Origin of the sequence: Leisingera sp. ANG-S5, from assembly GCF_000813925.1 — a bacterium.
Lineage (GTDB): Bacteria > Pseudomonadota > Alphaproteobacteria > Rhodobacterales > Rhodobacteraceae > Leisingera.
The window spans coordinates 117,151-134,949 of the sequence record NZ_JWLH01000001.1; the positions used below are offsets into that span (position 1 = coordinate 117,151).

General features: G+C 64.0%; 18 protein-coding genes. 10 read left to right on the top strand and 8 right to left on the bottom strand.

Going from position 1 to position 17,799, the window contains the following annotated elements; translation table 11 throughout:
• Positions 1–177: 177 nt before the first annotated feature.
• Both RA25_RS00600 and RA25_RS00605 read right to left on the bottom strand, forming a co-directional pair.
• A complete protein-coding gene (locus RA25_RS00600; RefSeq protein WP_019296799.1) occupies positions 178–1,551 on the bottom strand; it encodes an L-serine ammonia-lyase in 1,374 nt (457 codons plus the stop codon).
• Complete coding sequence (locus RA25_RS00605) at positions 1,551–2,258, bottom strand: glutathione S-transferase family protein (protein ID WP_039169440.1); 708 nt, start codon at positions 2,256–2,258, stop codon at positions 1,551–1,553. The genes RA25_RS00600 and RA25_RS00605 overlap by 1 nt, the downstream gene beginning before the upstream one ends.
• Positions 2,259–2,498: 240 nt before the next feature.
• Between RA25_RS00605 and RA25_RS22285 the strand changes: the two genes are divergently transcribed.
• Positions 2,499–3,380, top strand: a complete 882-nt coding sequence (locus RA25_RS22285) for an alpha/beta fold hydrolase (protein WP_082008948.1) — start codon at positions 2,499–2,501, stop codon at positions 3,378–3,380.
• 121 nt (positions 3,381–3,501) lie between these two features.
• Here the strand turns inward: RA25_RS22285 and RA25_RS00610 are convergent, their stop codons facing one another.
• Positions 3,502–4,278 (bottom strand): methyltransferase domain-containing protein, encoded by a 777-nt coding sequence (locus tag RA25_RS00610; RefSeq protein WP_039169441.1) that lies wholly within the window; start codon positions 4,276–4,278, stop codon positions 3,502–3,504.
• 153 nt (positions 4,279–4,431) lie between these two features.
• Here RA25_RS00610 and rpiA point away from each other — a divergent pair, with 153 nt between their 5' ends.
• The 6 genes from rpiA to RA25_RS00640 all read left to right on the top strand — a co-directional run bounded on the left by rpiA (position 4,432) and on the right by RA25_RS00640 (position 10,944).
• Positions 4,432–5,220 (top strand): ribose-5-phosphate isomerase RpiA, encoded by a 789-nt coding sequence (gene rpiA, locus RA25_RS00615; protein ID WP_019296803.1) that lies wholly within the window; start codon positions 4,432–4,434, stop codon positions 5,218–5,220.
• 331 nt (positions 5,221–5,551) lie between these two features.
• Positions 5,552–6,907, top strand: a complete 1,356-nt coding sequence (gene gor / locus RA25_RS00620) for a glutathione-disulfide reductase (protein WP_039170236.1) — start codon at positions 5,552–5,554, stop codon at positions 6,905–6,907.
• A gap of 79 nt (positions 6,908–6,986) precedes the next feature.
• Positions 6,987–8,141, top strand: a complete 1,155-nt coding sequence (gene hflK, locus RA25_RS00625) for an FtsH protease activity modulator HflK (RefSeq protein WP_039149745.1) — start codon at positions 6,987–6,989, stop codon at positions 8,139–8,141.
• Positions 8,141–9,019, top strand: a complete 879-nt coding sequence (gene hflC, locus RA25_RS00630; protein ID WP_019296806.1) for a protease modulator HflC — start codon at positions 8,141–8,143, stop codon at positions 9,017–9,019. Before hflK ends, hflC begins: the two co-directional genes overlap by 1 nt.
• Entirely contained in the window at positions 9,019–9,213 is a 195-nt protein-coding gene (locus RA25_RS00635) for a DUF2065 family protein (RefSeq protein WP_039169444.1), read from the top strand. The genes hflC and RA25_RS00635 overlap by 1 nt, the downstream gene beginning before the upstream one ends.
• Before the next feature lie 243 nt (positions 9,214–9,456).
• Entirely contained in the window at positions 9,457–10,944 is a 1,488-nt protein-coding gene (locus tag RA25_RS00640; protein WP_052254126.1) for a Do family serine endopeptidase, read from the top strand.
• A 65-nt stretch (positions 10,945–11,009) separates the two neighbouring features.
• Here RA25_RS00640 and RA25_RS00645 read toward each other — a convergent pair whose 3' ends face one another.
• The 4 genes from RA25_RS00645 to RA25_RS00660 form a co-directional block, all read right to left on the bottom strand.
• Complete coding sequence (locus RA25_RS00645; protein ID WP_052254127.1) at positions 11,010–11,528, bottom strand: class I SAM-dependent methyltransferase; 519 nt, start codon at positions 11,526–11,528, stop codon at positions 11,010–11,012.
• A gap of 345 nt (positions 11,529–11,873) precedes the next feature.
• Entirely contained in the window at positions 11,874–12,542 is a 669-nt protein-coding gene (locus RA25_RS00650) for a Crp/Fnr family transcriptional regulator (protein ID WP_019296811.1), read from the bottom strand.
• Positions 12,543–12,632: 90 nt separating this feature from the next.
• Positions 12,633–13,163 (bottom strand): peptidoglycan-binding domain-containing protein, encoded by a 531-nt coding sequence (locus tag RA25_RS00655; protein WP_039149754.1) that lies wholly within the window; start codon positions 13,161–13,163, stop codon positions 12,633–12,635.
• Positions 13,164–13,231: 68 nt separating this feature from the next.
• Positions 13,232–13,690, bottom strand: a complete 459-nt coding sequence (locus RA25_RS00660; RefSeq protein WP_152610547.1) for an OB-fold nucleic acid binding domain-containing protein — start codon at positions 13,688–13,690, stop codon at positions 13,232–13,234.
• Positions 13,691–13,856: 166 nt separating this feature from the next.
• On the opposite strand from RA25_RS00660, the gene RA25_RS00665 reads away from it, so the two are divergent.
• From RA25_RS00665 to RA25_RS00675, 3 genes are all read left to right on the top strand, one after another.
• Positions 13,857–14,180, top strand: coding sequence for a 2Fe-2S iron-sulfur cluster-binding protein (locus tag RA25_RS00665; RefSeq protein WP_019296814.1), 324 nt, complete (start codon positions 13,857–13,859; stop codon positions 14,178–14,180).
• Positions 14,181–14,260: 80 nt separating this feature from the next.
• Positions 14,261–14,983 carry an FG-GAP repeat domain-containing protein gene (locus RA25_RS00670; RefSeq protein ID WP_039169448.1) on the top strand — a complete coding sequence of 241 codons (723 nt, stop codon included), beginning with the start codon at positions 14,261–14,263 and terminating at the stop codon, positions 14,981–14,983.
• A gap of 251 nt (positions 14,984–15,234) precedes the next feature.
• Positions 15,235–16,959, top strand: coding sequence for a DUF1217 domain-containing protein (locus RA25_RS00675; protein WP_039169450.1), 1,725 nt, complete (start codon positions 15,235–15,237; stop codon positions 16,957–16,959).
• Positions 16,960–17,201: 242 nt separating this feature from the next.
• Here the strand turns inward: RA25_RS00675 and RA25_RS00680 are convergent, their stop codons facing one another.
• Positions 17,202–17,687 carry a GNAT family N-acetyltransferase gene (locus RA25_RS00680; RefSeq protein WP_052254147.1) on the bottom strand — a complete coding sequence of 162 codons (486 nt, stop codon included), beginning with the start codon at positions 17,685–17,687 and terminating at the stop codon, positions 17,202–17,204.
• Between the last annotated feature and the right edge of the window lie 112 nt (positions 17,688–17,799).

Below are 17,799 nucleotides of genomic sequence, written 5' to 3' on the forward strand. Positions count from 1 at the left end.
GCGGGACGGATTGCGGAGATAGACCCCGGGCCGCTTGCGGCCCGGTTCGCGCCCGTCCCCGCCCCGTCATGCCGGAGGCATGCTTTCAGCATGACGCAGGCGCGAAACGCCCACCCTCGGTGCCGGGCGCTAACCTGTGTTTGGTTGCTCCGGCAGCGGCAGACTGAGACATGAAACTCAGCAGTTCGGCACGTTGACCGCGAGGCCGCCGAGCGAGGTTTCCTTGTACTTGTCGTGCATGTCGGCGCCGGTTTGGCGCATGGTCTCGATGCAGGCGTCCAGCGGCACGAAGTGCTGGCCGTCGCCGCGCAGGGCGAGGGACGCGGCGGAGACCGCCTTGATTGCCGCGAGGCCGTTGCGCTCGATGCAGGGGACCTGCACCAGGCCCTTCACCGGGTCGCAGGTCATGCCCAGATGATGCTCCAGTGCGATCTCGGCGGCGTTTTCCACCTGTTCGGGGGTGCCGCCCATGACGGCGCAGAGGCCGGCGGCGGACATTGCCGACGCGGAGCCGACCTCAGCCTGGCAGCCTGCCTCGGCGCCGGAGATCGACGCGTTGTATTTCACCAGGCCGGCAATCGCGGCGGCGGTCAGCAGGAAATCCTCGACATGGGCTTCGGACGCGCCCGGCACATGGTCGAGATAGTAGCGGATCACCGCCGGCAGGGTGCCTGCGGCGCCGTTGGTCGGCGCGGTCACAACCTGGCCGCCAGCCGCGTTTTCCTCGTTCACCGCCATCGCATAGACGCTCATCCAGTCGTTGATGGTGTGCGGCGCGGTCAGGTTCATGCCGCGTTCGGCCATCAGTGCGTCATAGATGCCCTTGGCACGGCGGCGGACCTTGAGGCCGCCGGGCAGGATGCCGTCGCGCTCCAGCCCGCGGTTGATGCAGTCGTTCATCACCTGCCAGATGCGGGCGGTGCCCTTGGCGAGGCTGTCGGAGCAGCCGCGGGAGATCTCGTTGGCGCGCTTCATCTCGGCAATCGACTTGCCGCTGGCCTTGGCCATCTCCAGCATCTCTGCCGCGGATTTGAACGGGAAGGGGACCGGGTCGCCTTCGTCGGTGGCCTTGCCCGCGGCCAGTTCCTCCTCGGTGACGACAAAGCCGCCGCCGATCGAGTAGAACACCTGCTTGAGGATCACGTCGCCCTGGGCATCCGTTGCCATCAGGATCATGCCGTTGGCGTGGCCCGGCAGCGCGTGATCATAGTCAAAGATCATGTCCGCCTTGGGGTCGAAGTGCAGTTCTCCCAGCCCCTCGGGGTGCATGGTATGGGTCTTGTCCAGCTCCGCCAGGAAGGCCTCGGCCTTGGCGTCGTCGTAGTCGTGGGCGACAAAGCCGCCGAGGCCGAGGATGGTGGCGCGGTCGGTGGCGTGGCCGACGCCGGTGAAGGCAAGCGAGCCGTGCAGCGAGGCGCGCAGGCCGTGGAATTCGAACGGCGAGGCGCGCATCATGTCGAGGAAGCGCGCGGCGGCGACCATCGGACCCATGGTGTGGGAGGACGACGGGCCGATGCCCACTTTGAACATGTCGAAAACGGAGAGGAACATTAGGTGGCTGATCCTTCTGGGGGATTGGCGTAGGCCGGGGATGTGAACGGGGTGGCGCCGAGACCCTCGGCCTCGCGTGCCACATTAACGGCGGGGCGGCTTTCCAGCGCGGCGCAGATACGCTGCAGGCTGGGGTAATGGGCCAGGGTGAACCAGGTTTTGTCGGCCTGCGCAGGATAAAGCGCCATCCAGCGGATCTGGCAGGCAAGGTAATAGTCCAGCACCGACGGCTGCGGCGCGCCGAGCCAGGCGGGACGCGCGGCGGCGGCCTGGTTGAGGCTGGTCAGATGCACATGCAGGCGCTGGCGCAGGACCTTTTGCAGCTGCTGCTGATCTGCCTTCTCCGCACCGATGTATTTGTCCGGGTAGAACAGCATCCGCAGGTCGGCGTGCAGGGTGTTGGAAGCGAAGAACAGCCATTTCAGGAAGGCGGCGCGGTCCGCGCTGCCGGGCTGCGGTGCCATCGCGGCGTGGCGCTCGGAGAGCCACAGCAGGATCGCGGCGGTTTCAAACAGCGGCCCGTCCGGGGTTTCCAGCACCGGGATCAGACCGCCCGGGTTCAGCGCCCGGTATTCGGGGCTGTTCTGCGCCTCTGCCCGGCGGTCGACCAGGACCGTTTCATAGGGCAGGCCAAGCTCCTCCAGCACCAGCCGGATGACCAGTGAGGCGTTGTCAGGGGCGTAGTGCAGGCGGTATTCGGGTTTCATAGCGCAACATTATAACTCGGACCGGCAGAATATGTGTCCGTTTCCGGCGTTTCCAATAGGAAACCCGCCTTTGTGATATATGTTTGGTCAAGAGGCCCCGAAGCGGCGGAAGGACGCCGAGCGGGTCATGCGTTGCGCAGCTCTGTTTTGAGCCCGAAGCGGACGCCGAAGGGGCGCGCGTTGTGATTGCCCGCCAAGTTCAAATTGCCTCAAAATGCTGCTTGATTTAGTCTCGCTGTAATGAGCCGAGAATTGAGCGAAATCGATTTGGCCGGGATGCCAGCCCCGTTGGCATTTGCAGTCAAAGAAATCAGTTTCCCGATGGTAGTTGAAGGAAGCGGATCACCTGTTCTGTTTGTTCATGGAGCATGGGCCGATCATCGTATCTGGTGCGGTCTTTGGAAACCCGTTTCCCGCCGAGCTAAGTTCATGGCTTACACTCAGCGGCATTTTGGGGACTGGCACTGGCCAAACGACAAACCTTTCGCGCGCCGTGTCCATACAGAAGACCTGATCGACATATTGGAAAAATTGGAGGAGCCGGTCCATCTCGCTGGGTGGTCTTATGCAGGCGGAATTCTGTTACGCACGGCGGCGACAATACCCAAACAAGTGCTTTCGCTAAGTATCTTTGAGCCATCGTTTGAGTGCGAACCGCCAAAAGAAAATGGCCCACTAACGCATGCTCGCGAAATTGCGTGGGACCGATTAGAGCCAGCCTATGAATTGGCGGAGAAGGGCGATCTTGAGACAGGTATGCGGGTAGGTCTTGAGGCTGTCTATAGCATGCCAGCAGGTGGTTTTCTTGAGTTGCATCCAGACTTTCAAAAGGTTCATTTGGAAAATTGCCATACGATGATGCCTGATCTTAATGCAGAGCCTGCCAAACCACTGTCACCTGAGGAATTTGCTCAAATTAAATGCCCGACCTTAATCTTGTACGGAGAAAACTCACTTGATCAGTACCGTTTAATGGCTGAGCACACGAGCAACAGCATCGACAACGCAATACTAAGAAAAGTACCGGGCGTAAGTCATGGCGGCCCTGTTCAAAGGCCAGACCTGTTGGCTGATGCGATGTTAGAGTTCATTCTGGGGAATGCTTCTTTGCGCTCTGTTTAACTGTAAGGTTCAGTAACTTGAAAGTCCGCTTCGTCCGCTCAGCGTGCGTTCTGAATTGCCGCACAAAACAGCCGGTTCGAGACAGGAGTTCCTGCCCCTTGCGCGGAGGACAGCTGCCCGTTCAGATCCGCCGGGCGGTGCAGACGAAATGGGTGAGCGAGAAGAAGAACCGCCCCTCCGCCGCCAGTTCCTCCTGTTCCTGCGCCCAGGCGGCGGCGTCGTCCTCATCGGTGGCTTCAGTCTGAACGGCATAGGCGCGGATCAGGCGGATCATCATGGCGGCCAAGCCGTCCGGGCGCAGGCTGGTGTCGCAGATGGTCACGGGGTGCATCGTTTCGAGCGTGAAGCCGCTGTCGCGCAGTTCTTCCGGCAGGCGGGCGGGCACGGTGCGGTCGGCCAGATGGTTGTCCCAGATATCCAGGAACCGCTGCATCCGGGCGCGGTTGTCGCTGTGCCAGGCGAAGGTGTCAAAGTGGATGTCGCCGATCACCAGGCGGCCGTTCGGTTTCAGCACATGGTGCACCGCGCGCAGCACCGGGCGGCGGCTGGTGATGTATTCGAACACCTGCACCGAGACCGCCTTGTCAAAGCTTTCCGGCTCAAACGGCAGGGTCGCTGCATCGCTTTCGGTGAGGGTGGTGTTTTCCCGTTCCTGCAATCGCTGGCGGGCGGCGGCGAGCATGTCGGGGCTGGCGTCCAGCCCGGTCACATGGCCCGCGGGGCCGACCGCGCGGGCGAGTTCCTCTGTCAGCAGCCCGTTGCCGCAGCCGAGGTCCAGGATGCGGTCGCCCGGTGCCGGTGCCAGCGCGTCGAAGCTGGCGCGCCGCCGCCGGGAAATGTCGGCACCCTGGTAGGCATCCTCCAGCACGCGGGTGGTTTCCTTGTCGAATTGCAGCATTCCTGTCCCTCCGTCCGCATCCGCCCGCATAAGAGGACTAGGGCGAACGGGCGGGATTTCCAGCCGGGCGGCGGGCGGGGCGCAAAAGCCCCCTCGCGCGGAATCGGCTAACCGCCTATAACGGCGGGGAAAGCGTTTGCATGGAGATCCGCGATGACCGGAGAGCTGTCCCCCATCGACAAGGCGAAATTCGTTGCGGCCAAGCGGGCGGCGGAGATGGTCGAAGATGGTATGCGGGTGGGGCTTGGCACCGGGTCAACTGCGGCTTGGCTGGTGCGCTGCCTGGGCGATCTGGTGCAGAAGGAGGGTTTGCGGATCACCGCGGTGCCGACCTCCAGCCGCACCGCGGCGCTGGCGCGGGACGTGGGCATCCCTGTGGTCTCTTTGGATGAGGCCAAGTGGCTGGATGTGACCATTGATGGCGCCGATGAGTTTGATCCGGACCTGAACCTGATCAAGGGCGGCGGCGGCGCGCATCTGCAGGAGAAGATTGTCGCCACGGCCTCTGACCAGATGGTGGTGATTGCCGATGCCAGCAAGATGGTGGAGACCCTGGGCGCCTTCCCGCTGCCGGTGGAGGTGCTTCCGTTCGGCTGGCAGAGCAGCCAGGCGCTGATCGAAGAGACGCTGGTGTCGATGGATGTGATGGGGCGCAGCTCCACCCTGCGGATGAACGGCGGGGCGCCATTTGTGACGGATGAGGGCAATTACCTGCTGGACCTGCATCTGAAACGGATCGGCAATGCCCGTCAGCTGGCGCTGGTCTTGAACCAGATCCCCGGGGTGATCGAGAACGGGCTGTTCATTGACATCTGCGACACGGTGGTGATCGGCTATGGCGACGGCCGTGTTGAGGTGCGCGACATCAACGAAGGCACCGTCGAGAAGGACAAGCTGGATTTTGTCGAAACCGACAACCTGTTCACCGATTTGATGGATTGAGTGCGGCTGCGTTCCGCGTTTTGCAAACCGGATTCCTGCGAGGAATCCGGCCCGGTTTCCGGCGCGGAAACCGGGGGCAGGGCTTCTAAAAGCTGGCGGCGGAGACGGGTCTGAAATCCTCGCAGGATTTCAGGACGGAATTCGCGCCGAATTCCGTTTTCTTCGGATGCACTGCCCATGGGGGGGCGGAAAACCGGAATTCCGCCTCACAACCCTGTGCAAATTCAATGCAAAAGGTTGAATGCGGCGCGGGAACGCCCACTTGGGCATATGGCGTTTGGTGGTCCGTTATGGGATACACCTGATCAAGAAATGCAAAGGGCGGAACTTCATGAGCTTTGATTACGATCTGTTTGTCATCGGCGGCGGCTCCGGCGGGGTGCGGGCGGCACGGGTGGCGGCGCAGGAAGGCGCCAAGGTGGCGCTGGCGGAAGAGGACCGCTATGGCGGCACCTGCGTGATCCGCGGCTGCGTGCCGAAGAAGCTGATGGTGTTCGCGTCTGAATACTCCAGCATGGTCGAGGACGCGCAGGCCTATGGCTGGGACATCAAGGCCGGTGCCTTTGACTGGGATGCCTTCAAGGGCAAGCTGCATAGCGAGCTGGACCGGCTGGAAGGCATCTACCGTAATATCCTGAAGAACAACGGCGTTGAGAGCTTTGACAGCCGTGCCAAGCTGGCCGATGCCCACACGGTAGAGCTGGCCGACGGCACCCGCAAGACCGCCAAACATATCCTGATTGCCACCGGCGGCTGGCCGACGGTGCCGGAGTTCCCGGGCTCGGAACTGGCGATCACCTCGAACGAGATGTTCCATCTGGACAAGCTGCCGGAGAGCCTGCTGATTGTCGGCGGCGGCTATATCGCCAGCGAGTTTGCGGGCATCATGAACGGGTTGGGCGTCAAGACCACGCAGTTCTACCGCGGCGCGCAGATCCTGCGCGGTTTCGACGACGAGGCGCGCGGGCTGATCAGCGAGGAGATGTGCCAGGCCGGCATCGACGTGCATTTGGGCACCAATGTGCTGGAGATGCGCAAGGAAGGCGATAAGATCCGGGTGAAATCAACGAATGGCCAGGAGCGGCTGTTCGACAAGGTGATGTATGCCACCGGCCGCCATCCCAATGCCGATAACCTGGGCCTTGAGGAGATCGGCGTGCAGCGCGGCCGCAAGGGTGAGATCATCGTCGATGAATACAGCCAGACCTCAGTGCCGTCGGTCTATGCGATCGGCGATGTGACCGACCGGGTGGCGCTGACGCCGGTGGCTATCCGCGAGGCGATGGCTTTTGTCGAGACCGTGTTCAAGGGCAATCCGACCAGCCCCGACCACGCGCTGATCCCGACCGCGATCTTCACCCAGCCGGAGATGGGCACCATTGGCCTCAGCGAGGAAGAAGCGCGCGAGCAGGAGCCGGTTGAGGTTTATGCGACCTCGTTCAAACCGATGCAGCAGGCCTTTGCCGGCCGGGCGCAGCGGGTGCTGATGAAACTGATCGTTTCCAAGGCCACCCGCAAGGTGCTGGGCTGCCATATCGTCGCACCTGGTGCGGGCGAGATGATCCAGCTGGCCGGAATAGCGGTAAAAATGGGTGCAACCAAAGAAGATTTCGACCGCACGGTTGCGGTGCACCCGACAATGTCGGAAGAGTTGGTAACTTTGAAAACTCCGGTGCGCTCGACCTGAACGGGCAAACCGGCAAGAATGAGAACTCATGCGGCCCAATTCGGTACCTTGCGGGCGGCAGCAAACGGATAGGAGACAAATGGCGGGCAATAGCGGTGGCCCATGGGGGGGCGGTGGCTCCTCCGGCGGCGGAGGAGGCAACCGGGGCAACAACGGCGGCAATAACGGCGGTGGCCGTAAGCCGGAAGATCCCCAGATCCCCGAAATCGATGAGCTGGTGAAGAAAGGCCAGGAGCAGCTGCGCGTGCTGATGGGCGGGCGCGGCGGATCCGGCGGCGGCCGCGGCGGACGCAGCGGCGGCGGAGGCGGCGGCGCGCCGCTGTTCACCAAGGGCACCCTGGGGCTGGCGGTCATTGCCGGCGCGGTGCTGTGGGGCTTTGCCAGCATCTATACCGTCAAGCCGGAAGAGCAGTCGGTGGAGCTGTTCCTGGGCGAGTATTCCTCGACCGGGCAGCCGGGCCTGAACTTTGCGCCCTGGCCGCTGGTCACCAAGGAAGTGATCCCCGTGCGGGTGGAGCAGACCGAGAACATCGGCTCCGGCGCGCGCGGCTCTGACGCCGGGCTGATGCTGACCGGCGACGAGAACATCATCGACGTGGATTTCCAGGTGGTGTGGAACATCTCTGACCCGGCGCGGTTCCTGTTCAACCTGCGCGACCCGCGCTCGACCATCAACGCGGTGTCGGAATCTGCGATGCGCGAGATCATCGCCCAGTCTGAGCTGGCGCCGATCCTGAACCGCGACCGTGGTGCCATCACCGCCCGTCTGGAAGAGCTGATCCAATCGACGCTGGACAGCTACGACAGCGGCGTGAACATCGTGCGTGTGAACTTTGACGGCGCCGACCCGCCAGAGCCGGTGAAGGACGCCTTCCGCGAAGTGCAATCCGCAGGCCAGGAACGCGACCGGCTGGAAAAGCAGGCCGATGCCTATGCCAACCGCAAGCTGGCAGGCGCCCGCGGCCAGGCCGCGCAGACGCTGGAAGAGGCCGAGGCCTACCGTGCGCAGGTAGTGAACGAGGCGCAGGGTGAGGCGAGCCGCTTTACCGCGGTTCTGGAGGAATACCAGAAAGCGCCGGAAGTGACCCGCAAGCGCCTGTACCTGGAAACCATGGAAGAGGTGCTGGGCCGGGTCGACAAGATCATCCTGGATGACACTGCAGGCGGCGAAGGCCAGGGCGTCGTGCCCTATCTGCCGCTCAATGAACTGCGCAAATCGCAGGAGGGCAACTGATGCGGAAATCTACTCTTCTTCTGCCCGTCCTGGTGGTCGCGGCGATTGCTGTGCTGTCCTCGATCTTCATCGTGGACGAGCGGGAAAAGGCGCTGGTTCTTCGCTTTGGCCGGGTGGTGGACATCAAGGAAGCCCCGGGCCTGGCGTTCAAGCTGCCGGTCATCGACAATGTGGTGCGCTATGACGACCGCATCCTGAGCCTGGAAGTCGGTCCGCTGGAAGTCACCCCGCTGGATGACCGCCGCCTGATCGTGGATGCGTTCTCGCGCTACCGGATTGCCAATGTGGATACCTTCCGTCAGGCCGTCGGCGGCGGCGGCATTGGTGCCGCGGAACTGCGTTTGGACAAGATCATGCGGGCACAGACCCGTGAGGTGCTGGGTTCCGTCAGCTCCAACGACATCCTGTCCTCGGACCGTTTCGCGCTGATGCTGCGGATCCGCAATGGCGCCATCACCCAGGCGCGCCAGCTGGGCCTTGAGGTGATCGACGTGCGGCTGAAGCGCACCGACCTGCCGCAGGCCAACCTGGAAGCCACCTTTGCCCGGATGCGCGCTGAGCGGGAACGGGAAGCGGCGGACGAGATTGCCCGCGGTGAAGAGGCGGCGCAGCGCGTGCGCGCGCAGGCCGACCGGACCGAGGTTGAACTGGTGTCGGAAGCCGAGCGCGAAGCCGAGGTGATCCGCGGTGAAGCGGATGCCGAGCGCAACGCGATCTTTGCGTCGGCCTATGGCCGCGACGCGGAGTTCTTCGAGTTCTACCGCTCGCTGAACGCCTACGCGAATTCGCTGCTGGCGGGCAATTCCTCGCTGGTGCTGTCGCCTGACAACGAGTTCTTCAATTACCTGAAGTCCTCGGGCGGCAAGGCTGTCCAGTAATGGGGTTCATCCTCCTGGCTCTCGGGCTGGTACTGATTGCAGAGGGGCTGGTGTACGCACTGGCCCCTTCGCTTGTGGAGCGGCTCTTGGAGATGCTGCGCGCCCTGACAGAGGAGCAGCGCCGCAATGCCGGGCTGGCGGCGCTGGCGCTGGGTCTGATCCTGGTCTGGCTGGCTTTCCGGCTGGGGATTTAAAGCGGCGCTTTCCCCCCAATTTTTCAGCGAAACCGTAATCTTTCCCTGCTAGGATAGCCTCAGCAGGGCCTCCCCCGCTGTTACAGGGCAAAAACCGGATCACAGCGGCTTTATTCCGTGCAACATTTGTTGCGGGACAGGGGAGAGTTCCTACATTGGGTCCATAAGACTTTGCCCGGCATATGCGGCGTTTGCGCCTGTCCGGGCAGGGGAGAAGAATTGAAAATGACAAGGAGTAGATCCGTGCAGCCACAGGCAATTGCAATTTCCGGCCGGACAGGCGGCAGCGGCGCGATGATCCGGCTGGCCTGGCTTCTGGTGCTGAGCATGGCAGTCCTGCTGATGCAGGCGGTCACCGCAATGGCCCGCCCCGAGAGCCTGGCGCCGCTGGCCGACAAGGTCAGCCCCGCGGTCGTCAACATCACCACCAGCACCGTTGTCGAGGGCCGTACCGGCCCGCAGGGGATCGTGCCGGAAGGTTCGCCGTTCGAGGATTTCTTCCGCGAGTTCCAGGACCGCAACGGCAATGGCACCCGGCCGCGCCGCTCCTCGGCGCTGGGCTCTGGCTTTGTGATTTCCGAGGACGGTTATATCGTCACCAACAACCACGTGATCGACGGGGCCGACGAGATTGAGATCGAGTTCTTCCCCGGCGAAGGCCAGCCCAAGGAGCTGCTGCCGGCCAAGGTGATCGGCACCGATCCCAACACCGATATCGCGCTGTTGAAGGTGGAGGCGCCGTCGGCGCTGAAATACGTCAAGTTCGGCGACAGCGACACTGCCCGTGTCGGCGACTGGGTGGTCGCGATGGGCAACCCGCTGGGGCAGGGGTTCTCTGTTTCCGCGGGCATCGTGTCGGCCCGCAACCGCGAGCTTTCGGGCTCTTATGACGACTACATCCAGACCGACGCGGCGATCAACCGGGGCAACTCCGGCGGGCCGCTGTTCAACATGGACGGCGATGTTGTCGGCGTGAACACCGCGATCCTGTCGCCCAATGGCGGCTCCATCGGCATCGGGTTCTCGATGGCCTCCAACGTTGTGGTCAAGGTTGTGGCGCAGCTGAAGGAATTCGGCGAGACGCGGCGCGGCTGGCTGGGTGTGAAGATCCAGGATGTGGATTCGGATCTGGCTGAGGCGATGGGCCTGGAAAAAGCCCGCGGCGCGCTGGTCACCGACGTGCCGGAAGGCCCCGCCAAGGACGGTGGCGTGCTGGCCGGTGACGTGATCGTCAGCTTTGATGGCGCCGATGTGAAGGACACCCGCGGCCTGGTGCGTCAGGTCGGCAATGCCGAGGTTGGCAAGACTGTGCGTGTGGTGGTCTACCGCGAAGGCAAGACTGAGACGCTGCGGATTACCCTGGGCCGCCGTGAAGACGCCGAGCGCGGCCCCTCCAGCGAGAGCGGCAGCGGCGACGCGCCGGGCAGCAGCGAGAAGGAGCTGCTGGGCCTGTCGGTCGGCGTGCTGACCGACCAGATGCGTGCTGAGCTGAATGTGGCTGAGGATGTCGAGGGCCTGGCCGTCCTGTCGGTGGATGAGACTTCGGAAGCCTGGGAGAAGGGCTTGCGTGCGGGTGATGTGATCACCGAGGCAGGCCAGCAGAAGGTGGCCTCGATCAGCGATCTGGAAGCGCGTGTCAACGAAGCCAAGGAGGCGGGGCGCAAGTCGCTGCTGCTGCTGGTGCGCCGCGGCGGCGAGCCGCGCTTTGTGGCGCTGAACCTGTCGGAGTGATCCGGGGTTAGAAACCGCTGAGAAATCAGGGAAGGCCGGGCAAATGCCCGGCCTTTTTCGTTGGCTCAGGGTCGGGTCAGCTGCATGAAAAGGAGGCCGCGGCTGTCCTTTGCCGTGCGCCAGCTGCCGGGCTGTTCGGCAAAGATCTGGCGGAAATCTTCCAGGTTGCGCCTTTCATCCGAGATCAGCACCCAGCCGCCCGGACGCACGTGCGGCAGGCACCGGGTCAGCAGCTCCCGCCGCTGCGGCGCGGCCAGCATATGCAGGGTGCGGTCAAACAGCAGGACACCATAGTCCTTGTCCGGCGCCCATGTGGTGAGATCAGCGGCGATGCCGGTCACGTCGAGGTTTTCCCGCTGCGCTGCGGCCAGCATGTCCCGGATGCCATGCGGGGAAATGTCGATGCCGGTGACACGGTGGCCCAGCCGGGCAATGAACAGCGCATCGCGGCCCTGGCCGCAGCCTGCATCCAGAACGTCCTGGGCCTGTGTGCCCAGCTCCTCAAAAAAGGCGGTGAAGGCGGGGGACGGTGCCCCAAGCGCATCCGGGGTGTCACGGTAGAGTTTGTCGTAGTCATAAGCCATGTGAGGCACCGTAGCGGCCGGGTCTGGCAATGGCTAAGTGAATAATTCTTGAACAAGAGAGATGGCAGCGGGCAGCCGCTTCCCAGCGCGGGAAACGGCCCGGAAAACTCGTGTTTTCCGAGCCGGAATTCTCGCAGAATTCCGGGGCAGGCGGCACAACTGATGCGCAAAAAGGGGAAGAGCCATGCGCTGGCGGGCACATGGCTCTTGTTGGACAGGCGGCCATTGGGATGGAACGGATAATGGCCGTCTATGAAGCCGTTATGGCGCGGTACGGGGCCGTGTTCTGTGACCGGGATTACAGAGGGCGGATTTTGTTGCAGAAATCTGCATCCGGCGGCGGGGTCAGATTGAATCCGGCTCCGCCAGCACCGCCAGTTCGCTGCGGTCGAGGATCTGCACGCCGCCGCGGCTGATGCCAACGAGGCCGCTGCGCTTCCAGGCGGCGAGCGTCTTGGAGACCGCTTCGCGGGTGGCGCCGACAAATTCCGCCAGCTCCGCCTGCGACAGAGCCACGCGGCCGTCGCTGCTTTCGGGTGCGAGGTACAAGAGCTTGCGCGCGAGCCGCACCGGCATCGGCAGGAACACCTGTTCATTGAGCTGGGTGTTCATCCAGCGCATCCGCTGGCCCGCCAGCCGCAACAGGTCGGCGGCCAGGTCCGGGTACTGGCGGATCTGCGCCAGCACGTCGCCGCTGCGCAGGCGCAGGACCCGGCTAGGTTCAGCGGCGATGGCGGTGGCGGTGCGCTCGCCCGGGTCAAACAGGGTGATCTCGCCGAACACCGCACCGGGGCGCATCATGTCGAGCGACAGCTTGCGGCCTGAGGCGGAGAGCACCGAGAACTCCAGCGCGCCTTCGGCAATTGCATAAAGCGCATCACCGGCGTCGCCCTGCTCGAACAGCACCTCGCCCTGGCGCAGGCGCACCTCGGTGGCCTGGCTCTCCAGCATCCGGCGCAGCGGGCCGGAGGCACCGGAGAGAAAGCCGGTGTCCGGCAGGCGGGTGGTCAGCATGGTGTTTGTCTCATGTTATGTCTTTGGCCCGGTGGGCGGACCTTAGCAGAGGCTTTGCCAGCTGGGAACCGGGGAGCTGAACCGCGCGGTTCAGCCCGCGACGGCGATCAGGCCCAGCTTGCGGGCGGAGGCCAGCGTCAGGGTGCCGCTGTCCAGCCCCAGCGGCGCCTGGAAGCGCTGCACGGCCTTGCGGGTGGCGGCGTCCATCTGGCCATGCACGGGGCCGCGGTAGAGGCCGCGCGCCGTCAGGGCCCGCTGGATGGTGCGGATGAAGTCCGGGGTCATCATTTCGGGGCAGGGGATTTCGATCCACTGCTCCTGCCGCGGCTGCACGATTTCCTGCCGGGTCTCGGTGCGGAAGGTGGCGGGGCGGATCACCTGGCCGCTGGCGTCCAGCTGCGCCGGTTCGGCCAGCACCTGGCTGGTGACGGTTTCAATGACGGCGGGGGAGGTGTGGGTGCTCCAGCAGGTGCCGGGGGGCGCGCCGGGCGGCGCGTAGCGGCCGGCGCGGGAGGTTTCGTTGCCGGGGTGCGGCTGGACGCAGGCGGTCAGGGCCGCAAGCATGGCCAGCAGCAGGGCAGGCGCCAGGCGCCGGCTGGGGAGAAAGATCGGTGGCGTCATGCCCGGGTGCCTCATGCCGGCGCCTCTGTCTGTCCCCGGGGGGCTGGCGCCGTTGCTTTGGCGGCAGCCTAGCCGAGTTCGCCGCCATCCGCAAAGGCCGGATCGCCTGTCCGGCCCTGATCTGCCAGCAGGAGGTCGAGCATCGGCGAGATGTCCTCCACATCTTCGGCGATCACATGGGTGACGGAATGCGCCCGCTGCAGCCGCCCGGTGACCCGCAGCATCCGCCCGGAGATCACCGCGCGGCGGAAGGCTTCGTAAATCTTGCGCCAGACGATCACGTTGACGATGCCGGTCTCATCCTCGAGCGTGACGAAGATGACCCCCTTGGCGGTGCCGGGGCGCTGGCGCAGGATCACCAGGCCCGCGACGGTGATGCGGGCGTTTTCCGGCGGCTCCTGCAGCCGGGCGGCGGGCAGGCAATGGGGCGGGCGCGGCCAGCGGGGCTGGCCGGTTCGCGGTCCGGTTTGCAGGCCGGTTTGCAAATCGGAGCGGGCCGGCACGGGAGGGCGCGCGGGGGCTGGCATGAGGAAATCCCCCCTGGGGTTGAGAATATTTGAGTGTGAACAAATATAGAACATTAGGCGGTAAAGTCCAGCAGCGGCAGGGCGGCGTCGCAATTGGGGGTGGCACCGGCGCGGGCGCTTGGCTACACAGTCGCGCAAGTACCGGAAAAGGGAAGAGAGCTGACGAATGGCAAAGATCACTTATATCGAGCACAACGGCACCCAGCACGTGGTGGATGTGGCCAACGGGCTGACCGTGATGGAAGGCGCGCGCGACAACAACATTCCGGGCATCGAGGCCGATTGCGGCGGCGCCTGCGCATGCTCCACCTGCCATGTCTACATCGCGCCGGACTGGGTCGAGAAGCTGCCCGCCAAGGATGACATGGAAGAGGACATGCTGGACTTCGCCTATGAGCCCGATCCGGCCCGCTCGCGCCTGACCTGCCAGATCAAGGTGAGTGACGATCTGGACGGCCTCGTGGTGCACATGCCCGAAAAGCAGATCTGATGGCTGCGGGGGCGGCAGCGCGGCGTCTTCCGTTGCGCGTCCGGCCCCGTTTTGCCCGCCGCGTATTGCGGGCGTTGTGTTTGGGGCTGGCCCTGGCCGGCCCTTTGGCGCAGGAGGCCGGCGCCGGGGTGATCGGCGCGGAATACGGCGATCCCACCACCCGCTACGGCCATGCAGTGCTGGGCGATGATGTGGAATACGGGTCGCTGGTGCTGACGGTTGCAAGCACGGGGGGAAGCGGGGCTTCCCTGGCGGCGGACTACAAGACCTCCGAAATCCTGATCCGCCTGCCGCAGGACCATGTGTTCGAGGACATCGCGCCGCGGCTGGCGGATGTGGACGGCGACGGCAGCCCCGAGGTGCTGGTGGTCGAGACCGATATGAACCTTGGCGCGGCGCTGGCGCTCTACGGCGCGGAAGGCAAGATCGCCGAAACCCCTCATATTGGCACAAGCCACCGCTGGCTGGCGCCCATCGGTGCGGCGGATCTGGATGGCGACGGGCATGTGGAAATCGCCTATATCGACCGGCCGCATCTGGCGAAAACCCTGCGCATTTGGCGCTTCCGGGACGGCGCATTGCATGAGGTGGCAAGCAAGGCGGGCCTGACCAATCACCGCATTGGCGAGGATTTCATCACCTCCGGCATCCGCGACTGCGGGCAGGGCGCGGAACTGGTGATGGTGAGCGGCGACTGGCGCCGGATCATTGCCGCGCGGCTGCAGGATGGTGAAATCACTGCCCGGGAGATCGGTCCCTTTGATCCTGACACCAGGCTGGCGGACGGGTTGGCCTGCCGCTGAGCGCAGCAGGGGCAAACTGTCCGCGCCGCGCCTTGCGCGGCGCGCGGCCCAACGGTGCGGCCCATCCCCGGATGGGCTGAAACAGGCGGGAGAGCTGCGCTGACTGTTGCCCAAGGGCCTGCGGCGGGCGGATGCTTCAACGCGCTGCCGCGCGGGTGTTTCCGAAATATTCATTCCCTTCAGCTAGCCTGCGGCAAACGGGAAATGCCCGGCGGCGCCGGCTGGGGCATGTTTTCACAGGAGACACGCGCGTGAGTTTTACACCCTATGTGTTCGGCACCGGTATCGCCGGCTGGACCTTCCTGCAGCGGACCCAGGCCCAGCAGCAGGAAGTGTTTGAAAAATCGCCCATTCTGGACCGCCGGGTGCAGGATTTCACGCAGCGCATCACCAGCATCCAGAACTCGGACCAGCTGCTGGACGACTACAATCTCCTGCAGGTGACACTGGGTGCTTTTGGCCTGGATGAGGACATCGGCAACCGGGCTTTCATCCAGAAGGTGCTGGATTCGGACCTGAGTGATTCCAAGTCCTTCGTGAACCGCCTCAATGACAGCCGCTACCTGGCGCTGGCGCAGACCTTTGGCTTCAACAGCCCGGATGGCCCGCAGCTGCCCAGTGCCAAGGGCGGCAGTGAATTTGCCGGCATCACCACCGCCGATGACCTTCTGTCCAACCAGACGCTGCTGAAAAAGGCGCTGGACAACGTGGGCCTGAAGGGGATGGAGAACAACCAGTTCTTCCTGCAGAAGGTGCTGGAGTCGGACCTGAGCGATCCGGACTCCTTTGCCAACAAGCTGACCGATACCCGCTTTGCCGATTTCGCCAAGCAGTTCGAGTTCGGCAAGCCGCCGGAATACGGCAACAGCATCCAGGCGCTGGTGTCGGAGTTCAACCAGCATACCGAAGGGCTGGCCAGCGCCGATGACCTCTTGGAGGATGAAGACCTGCTGCAGGCGGTGATCGAGACCTTCGACCTGGAGCGCACCAACAAGGATTTCCTGCGGCGGGTGCTGAATTCGGACACCACCGATCCGGATTCCTTTGTGAACCAGCTGGAGGACACGCGCTATCTGAACGTCTCCCGCGCGTTCGGCTTCGGCTATCCGGACATCAACGCGATGACCGACCCGGATGAGCTGCTGCAGAACCCGGAGCTGCTGGCGGATGCGCTGGACCAGTTCAACGTCAGCGACCGGGGCGAGACCTTCCTGCGCCAGGTGCTGGAATCGGACCTTAGCGATCCGAATTCCTTTGTGAACCAGCCGGAGAACATCGCCTATTACGATTTTGCCGATGCGTTCCAGAACACCTGGCCGGAGCATGTCAGCAAGATGCAGGTGTTTTCTGACGAGATCACCGACAAGCTGGACAGCCTGTCCTCCGCCACCGAGCTGGTGTTCGACCTGAGCCTGTTCGAGGCGTCGCTGGACATCTTCGGGCTAAGCCACCGGGACAGCGATTTCAACGTCATGATCAAGACGCTGGATTCGGATCTGTCCTCGGAGATTTCCTATGCCAATCTGCACCATGACAACAACATGAAAGCAATGGCTTACGCCTTCTCCTTCAACAAGGGCACAGAGGCGCAGGTATACCCGGACGGCTTTGCAGATGAGATTGCCGATCTCTACACCACCCGGCAATTCGAGATTGCCATCGGCGAATCCGATCCCAACATGCGGCTGGCGCTGGCGTTTGAGCGCGAACTGCAGGCGGTGGTGGATGAGGGCGGCAGCGAGAACGCCCATTGGTACAACATCATGGGCTCGCCGCCGCTGCGCACCGTGTTTGAGACGGCGCTGGTGCTGCCCTCCGGTTTTGGCCAGCTGGATATCGAGCGCCAGCTGGGTGAGATGAAGGACCGCACACAGGCGGCCTTCGGGGTCACCCATCCCGCGGATCTGCTGGAGCCGGACATGCTCGACCAGTTCCGCAGGCGGTTCCTGCTGATGACGGATATCGGCGGGTTCTAGGGCAGCAAGCGTAGGAGCTTGGGCCGCGGGCGCATGATCTGCAGGTTTCCAAAGCGTCCCGGAGGGCCTGCGCGGCTGCCCGGCACGGGCGGCCTGTATCCGTGGCAATGATTGAACGCTTACCCGGTGCGTTCAGGCTGGCGGAACAAGGCTGATCGCGGTTCCCCTTGCCTCGACACACAGCCAGGCGGAGATTTGGCAGCAGGTTTGGCGCTTTCTGCCCGGGCAGCGCAGCCTGCGGTTCAGACGCGGGCGGGGGTGCCTGGCACGGGTTTCTCCATGGTCACCGAGGTCGGCCTGTCAAACCCGGGATGCGCGGTTTCGCCGGTTTTGCGGAAGCCCATGCGGGCAAAGGCCGCGTGGTTTTTTGTCAGCTCGACCCGGGTCTGCAACCGCAGTACCGGCAAGCCAAGTGCCGCAGCGCGGGTTGCGGCCAGCTCCACCAGCGTGCGGGCGAGCCCGGTACCGCGATGGGTTTCGTCCACCGCCAGCTTGCCCAGATAGAGGCAATCGGGTCTGGGCGTCAGGAAGATGCAGGCCGCGGGCGGGGTGCCGATGCCCCAGATTTCACCATCGCGGCATTGGTCCTGCAGGGCGGCCAGCGTCAAGCGGTGCATGGAGGACGGCGGGTCGATGCGCCCCTCCATAAAGGCAAAGCTGCGCTGGATCAGGTCCAGCACATCCCTCAGGCTGGGATCATCGGGAGAGAGCCGCCGGGGCGCGGTCATTGAGCCGGTCTTTGGGCAGGCATCCGGGACCGGTGCAGGCGGCAAATGGGGGGCAGGTGCAGCATGTGTTTTCCTCCCTGCGCCGCAGGATAGCCTTCTGAGGCGGAGCCGG

What these genes read in the sequence shown, in the direction of transcription:
- RA25_RS00600 (WP_019296799.1), bottom strand. Translation starts at nt 1,551, where the DNA reads ATGTTCCTCTCCGTTTTCGACATGTTCAAAGTGGGCATCGGCCCGTCG.
- RA25_RS00605 (WP_039169440.1), bottom strand. Translation starts at nt 2,258, where the DNA reads ATGAAACCCGAATACCGCCTGCACTACGCCCCTGACAACGCCTCACTG.
- RA25_RS22285 (WP_082008948.1), top strand. Translation starts at nt 2,499, where the DNA reads ATGAGCCGAGAATTGAGCGAAATCGATTTGGCCGGGATGCCAGCCCCG.
- RA25_RS00610 (WP_039169441.1), bottom strand. Translation starts at nt 4,278, where the DNA reads ATGCTGCAATTCGACAAGGAAACCACCCGCGTGCTGGAGGATGCCTAC.
- rpiA (WP_019296803.1), top strand. Translation starts at nt 4,432, where the DNA reads ATGACCGGAGAGCTGTCCCCCATCGACAAGGCGAAATTCGTTGCGGCC.
- gor (WP_039170236.1), top strand. Translation starts at nt 5,552, where the DNA reads ATGAGCTTTGATTACGATCTGTTTGTCATCGGCGGCGGCTCCGGCGGG.
- hflK (WP_039149745.1), top strand. Translation starts at nt 6,987, where the DNA reads ATGGCGGGCAATAGCGGTGGCCCATGGGGGGGCGGTGGCTCCTCCGGC.
- hflC (WP_019296806.1), top strand. Translation starts at nt 8,141, where the DNA reads ATGCGGAAATCTACTCTTCTTCTGCCCGTCCTGGTGGTCGCGGCGATT.
- RA25_RS00635 (WP_039169444.1), top strand. Translation starts at nt 9,019, where the DNA reads ATGGGGTTCATCCTCCTGGCTCTCGGGCTGGTACTGATTGCAGAGGGG.
- RA25_RS00645 (WP_052254127.1), bottom strand. Translation starts at nt 11,528, where the DNA reads ATGGCTTATGACTACGACAAACTCTACCGTGACACCCCGGATGCGCTT.
- RA25_RS00650 (WP_019296811.1), bottom strand. Translation starts at nt 12,542, where the DNA reads ATGCTGACCACCCGCCTGCCGGACACCGGCTTTCTCTCCGGTGCCTCC.
- RA25_RS00655 (WP_039149754.1), bottom strand. Translation starts at nt 13,163, where the DNA reads ATGACGCCACCGATCTTTCTCCCCAGCCGGCGCCTGGCGCCTGCCCTG.
- RA25_RS00660 (WP_152610547.1), bottom strand. Translation starts at nt 13,690, where the DNA reads ATGCCAGCCCCCGCGCGCCCTCCCGTGCCGGCCCGCTCCGATTTGCAA.
- RA25_RS00665 (WP_019296814.1), top strand. Translation starts at nt 13,857, where the DNA reads ATGGCAAAGATCACTTATATCGAGCACAACGGCACCCAGCACGTGGTG.
- RA25_RS00680 (WP_052254147.1), bottom strand. Translation starts at nt 17,687, where the DNA reads ATGACCGCGCCCCGGCGGCTCTCTCCCGATGATCCCAGCCTGAGGGAT.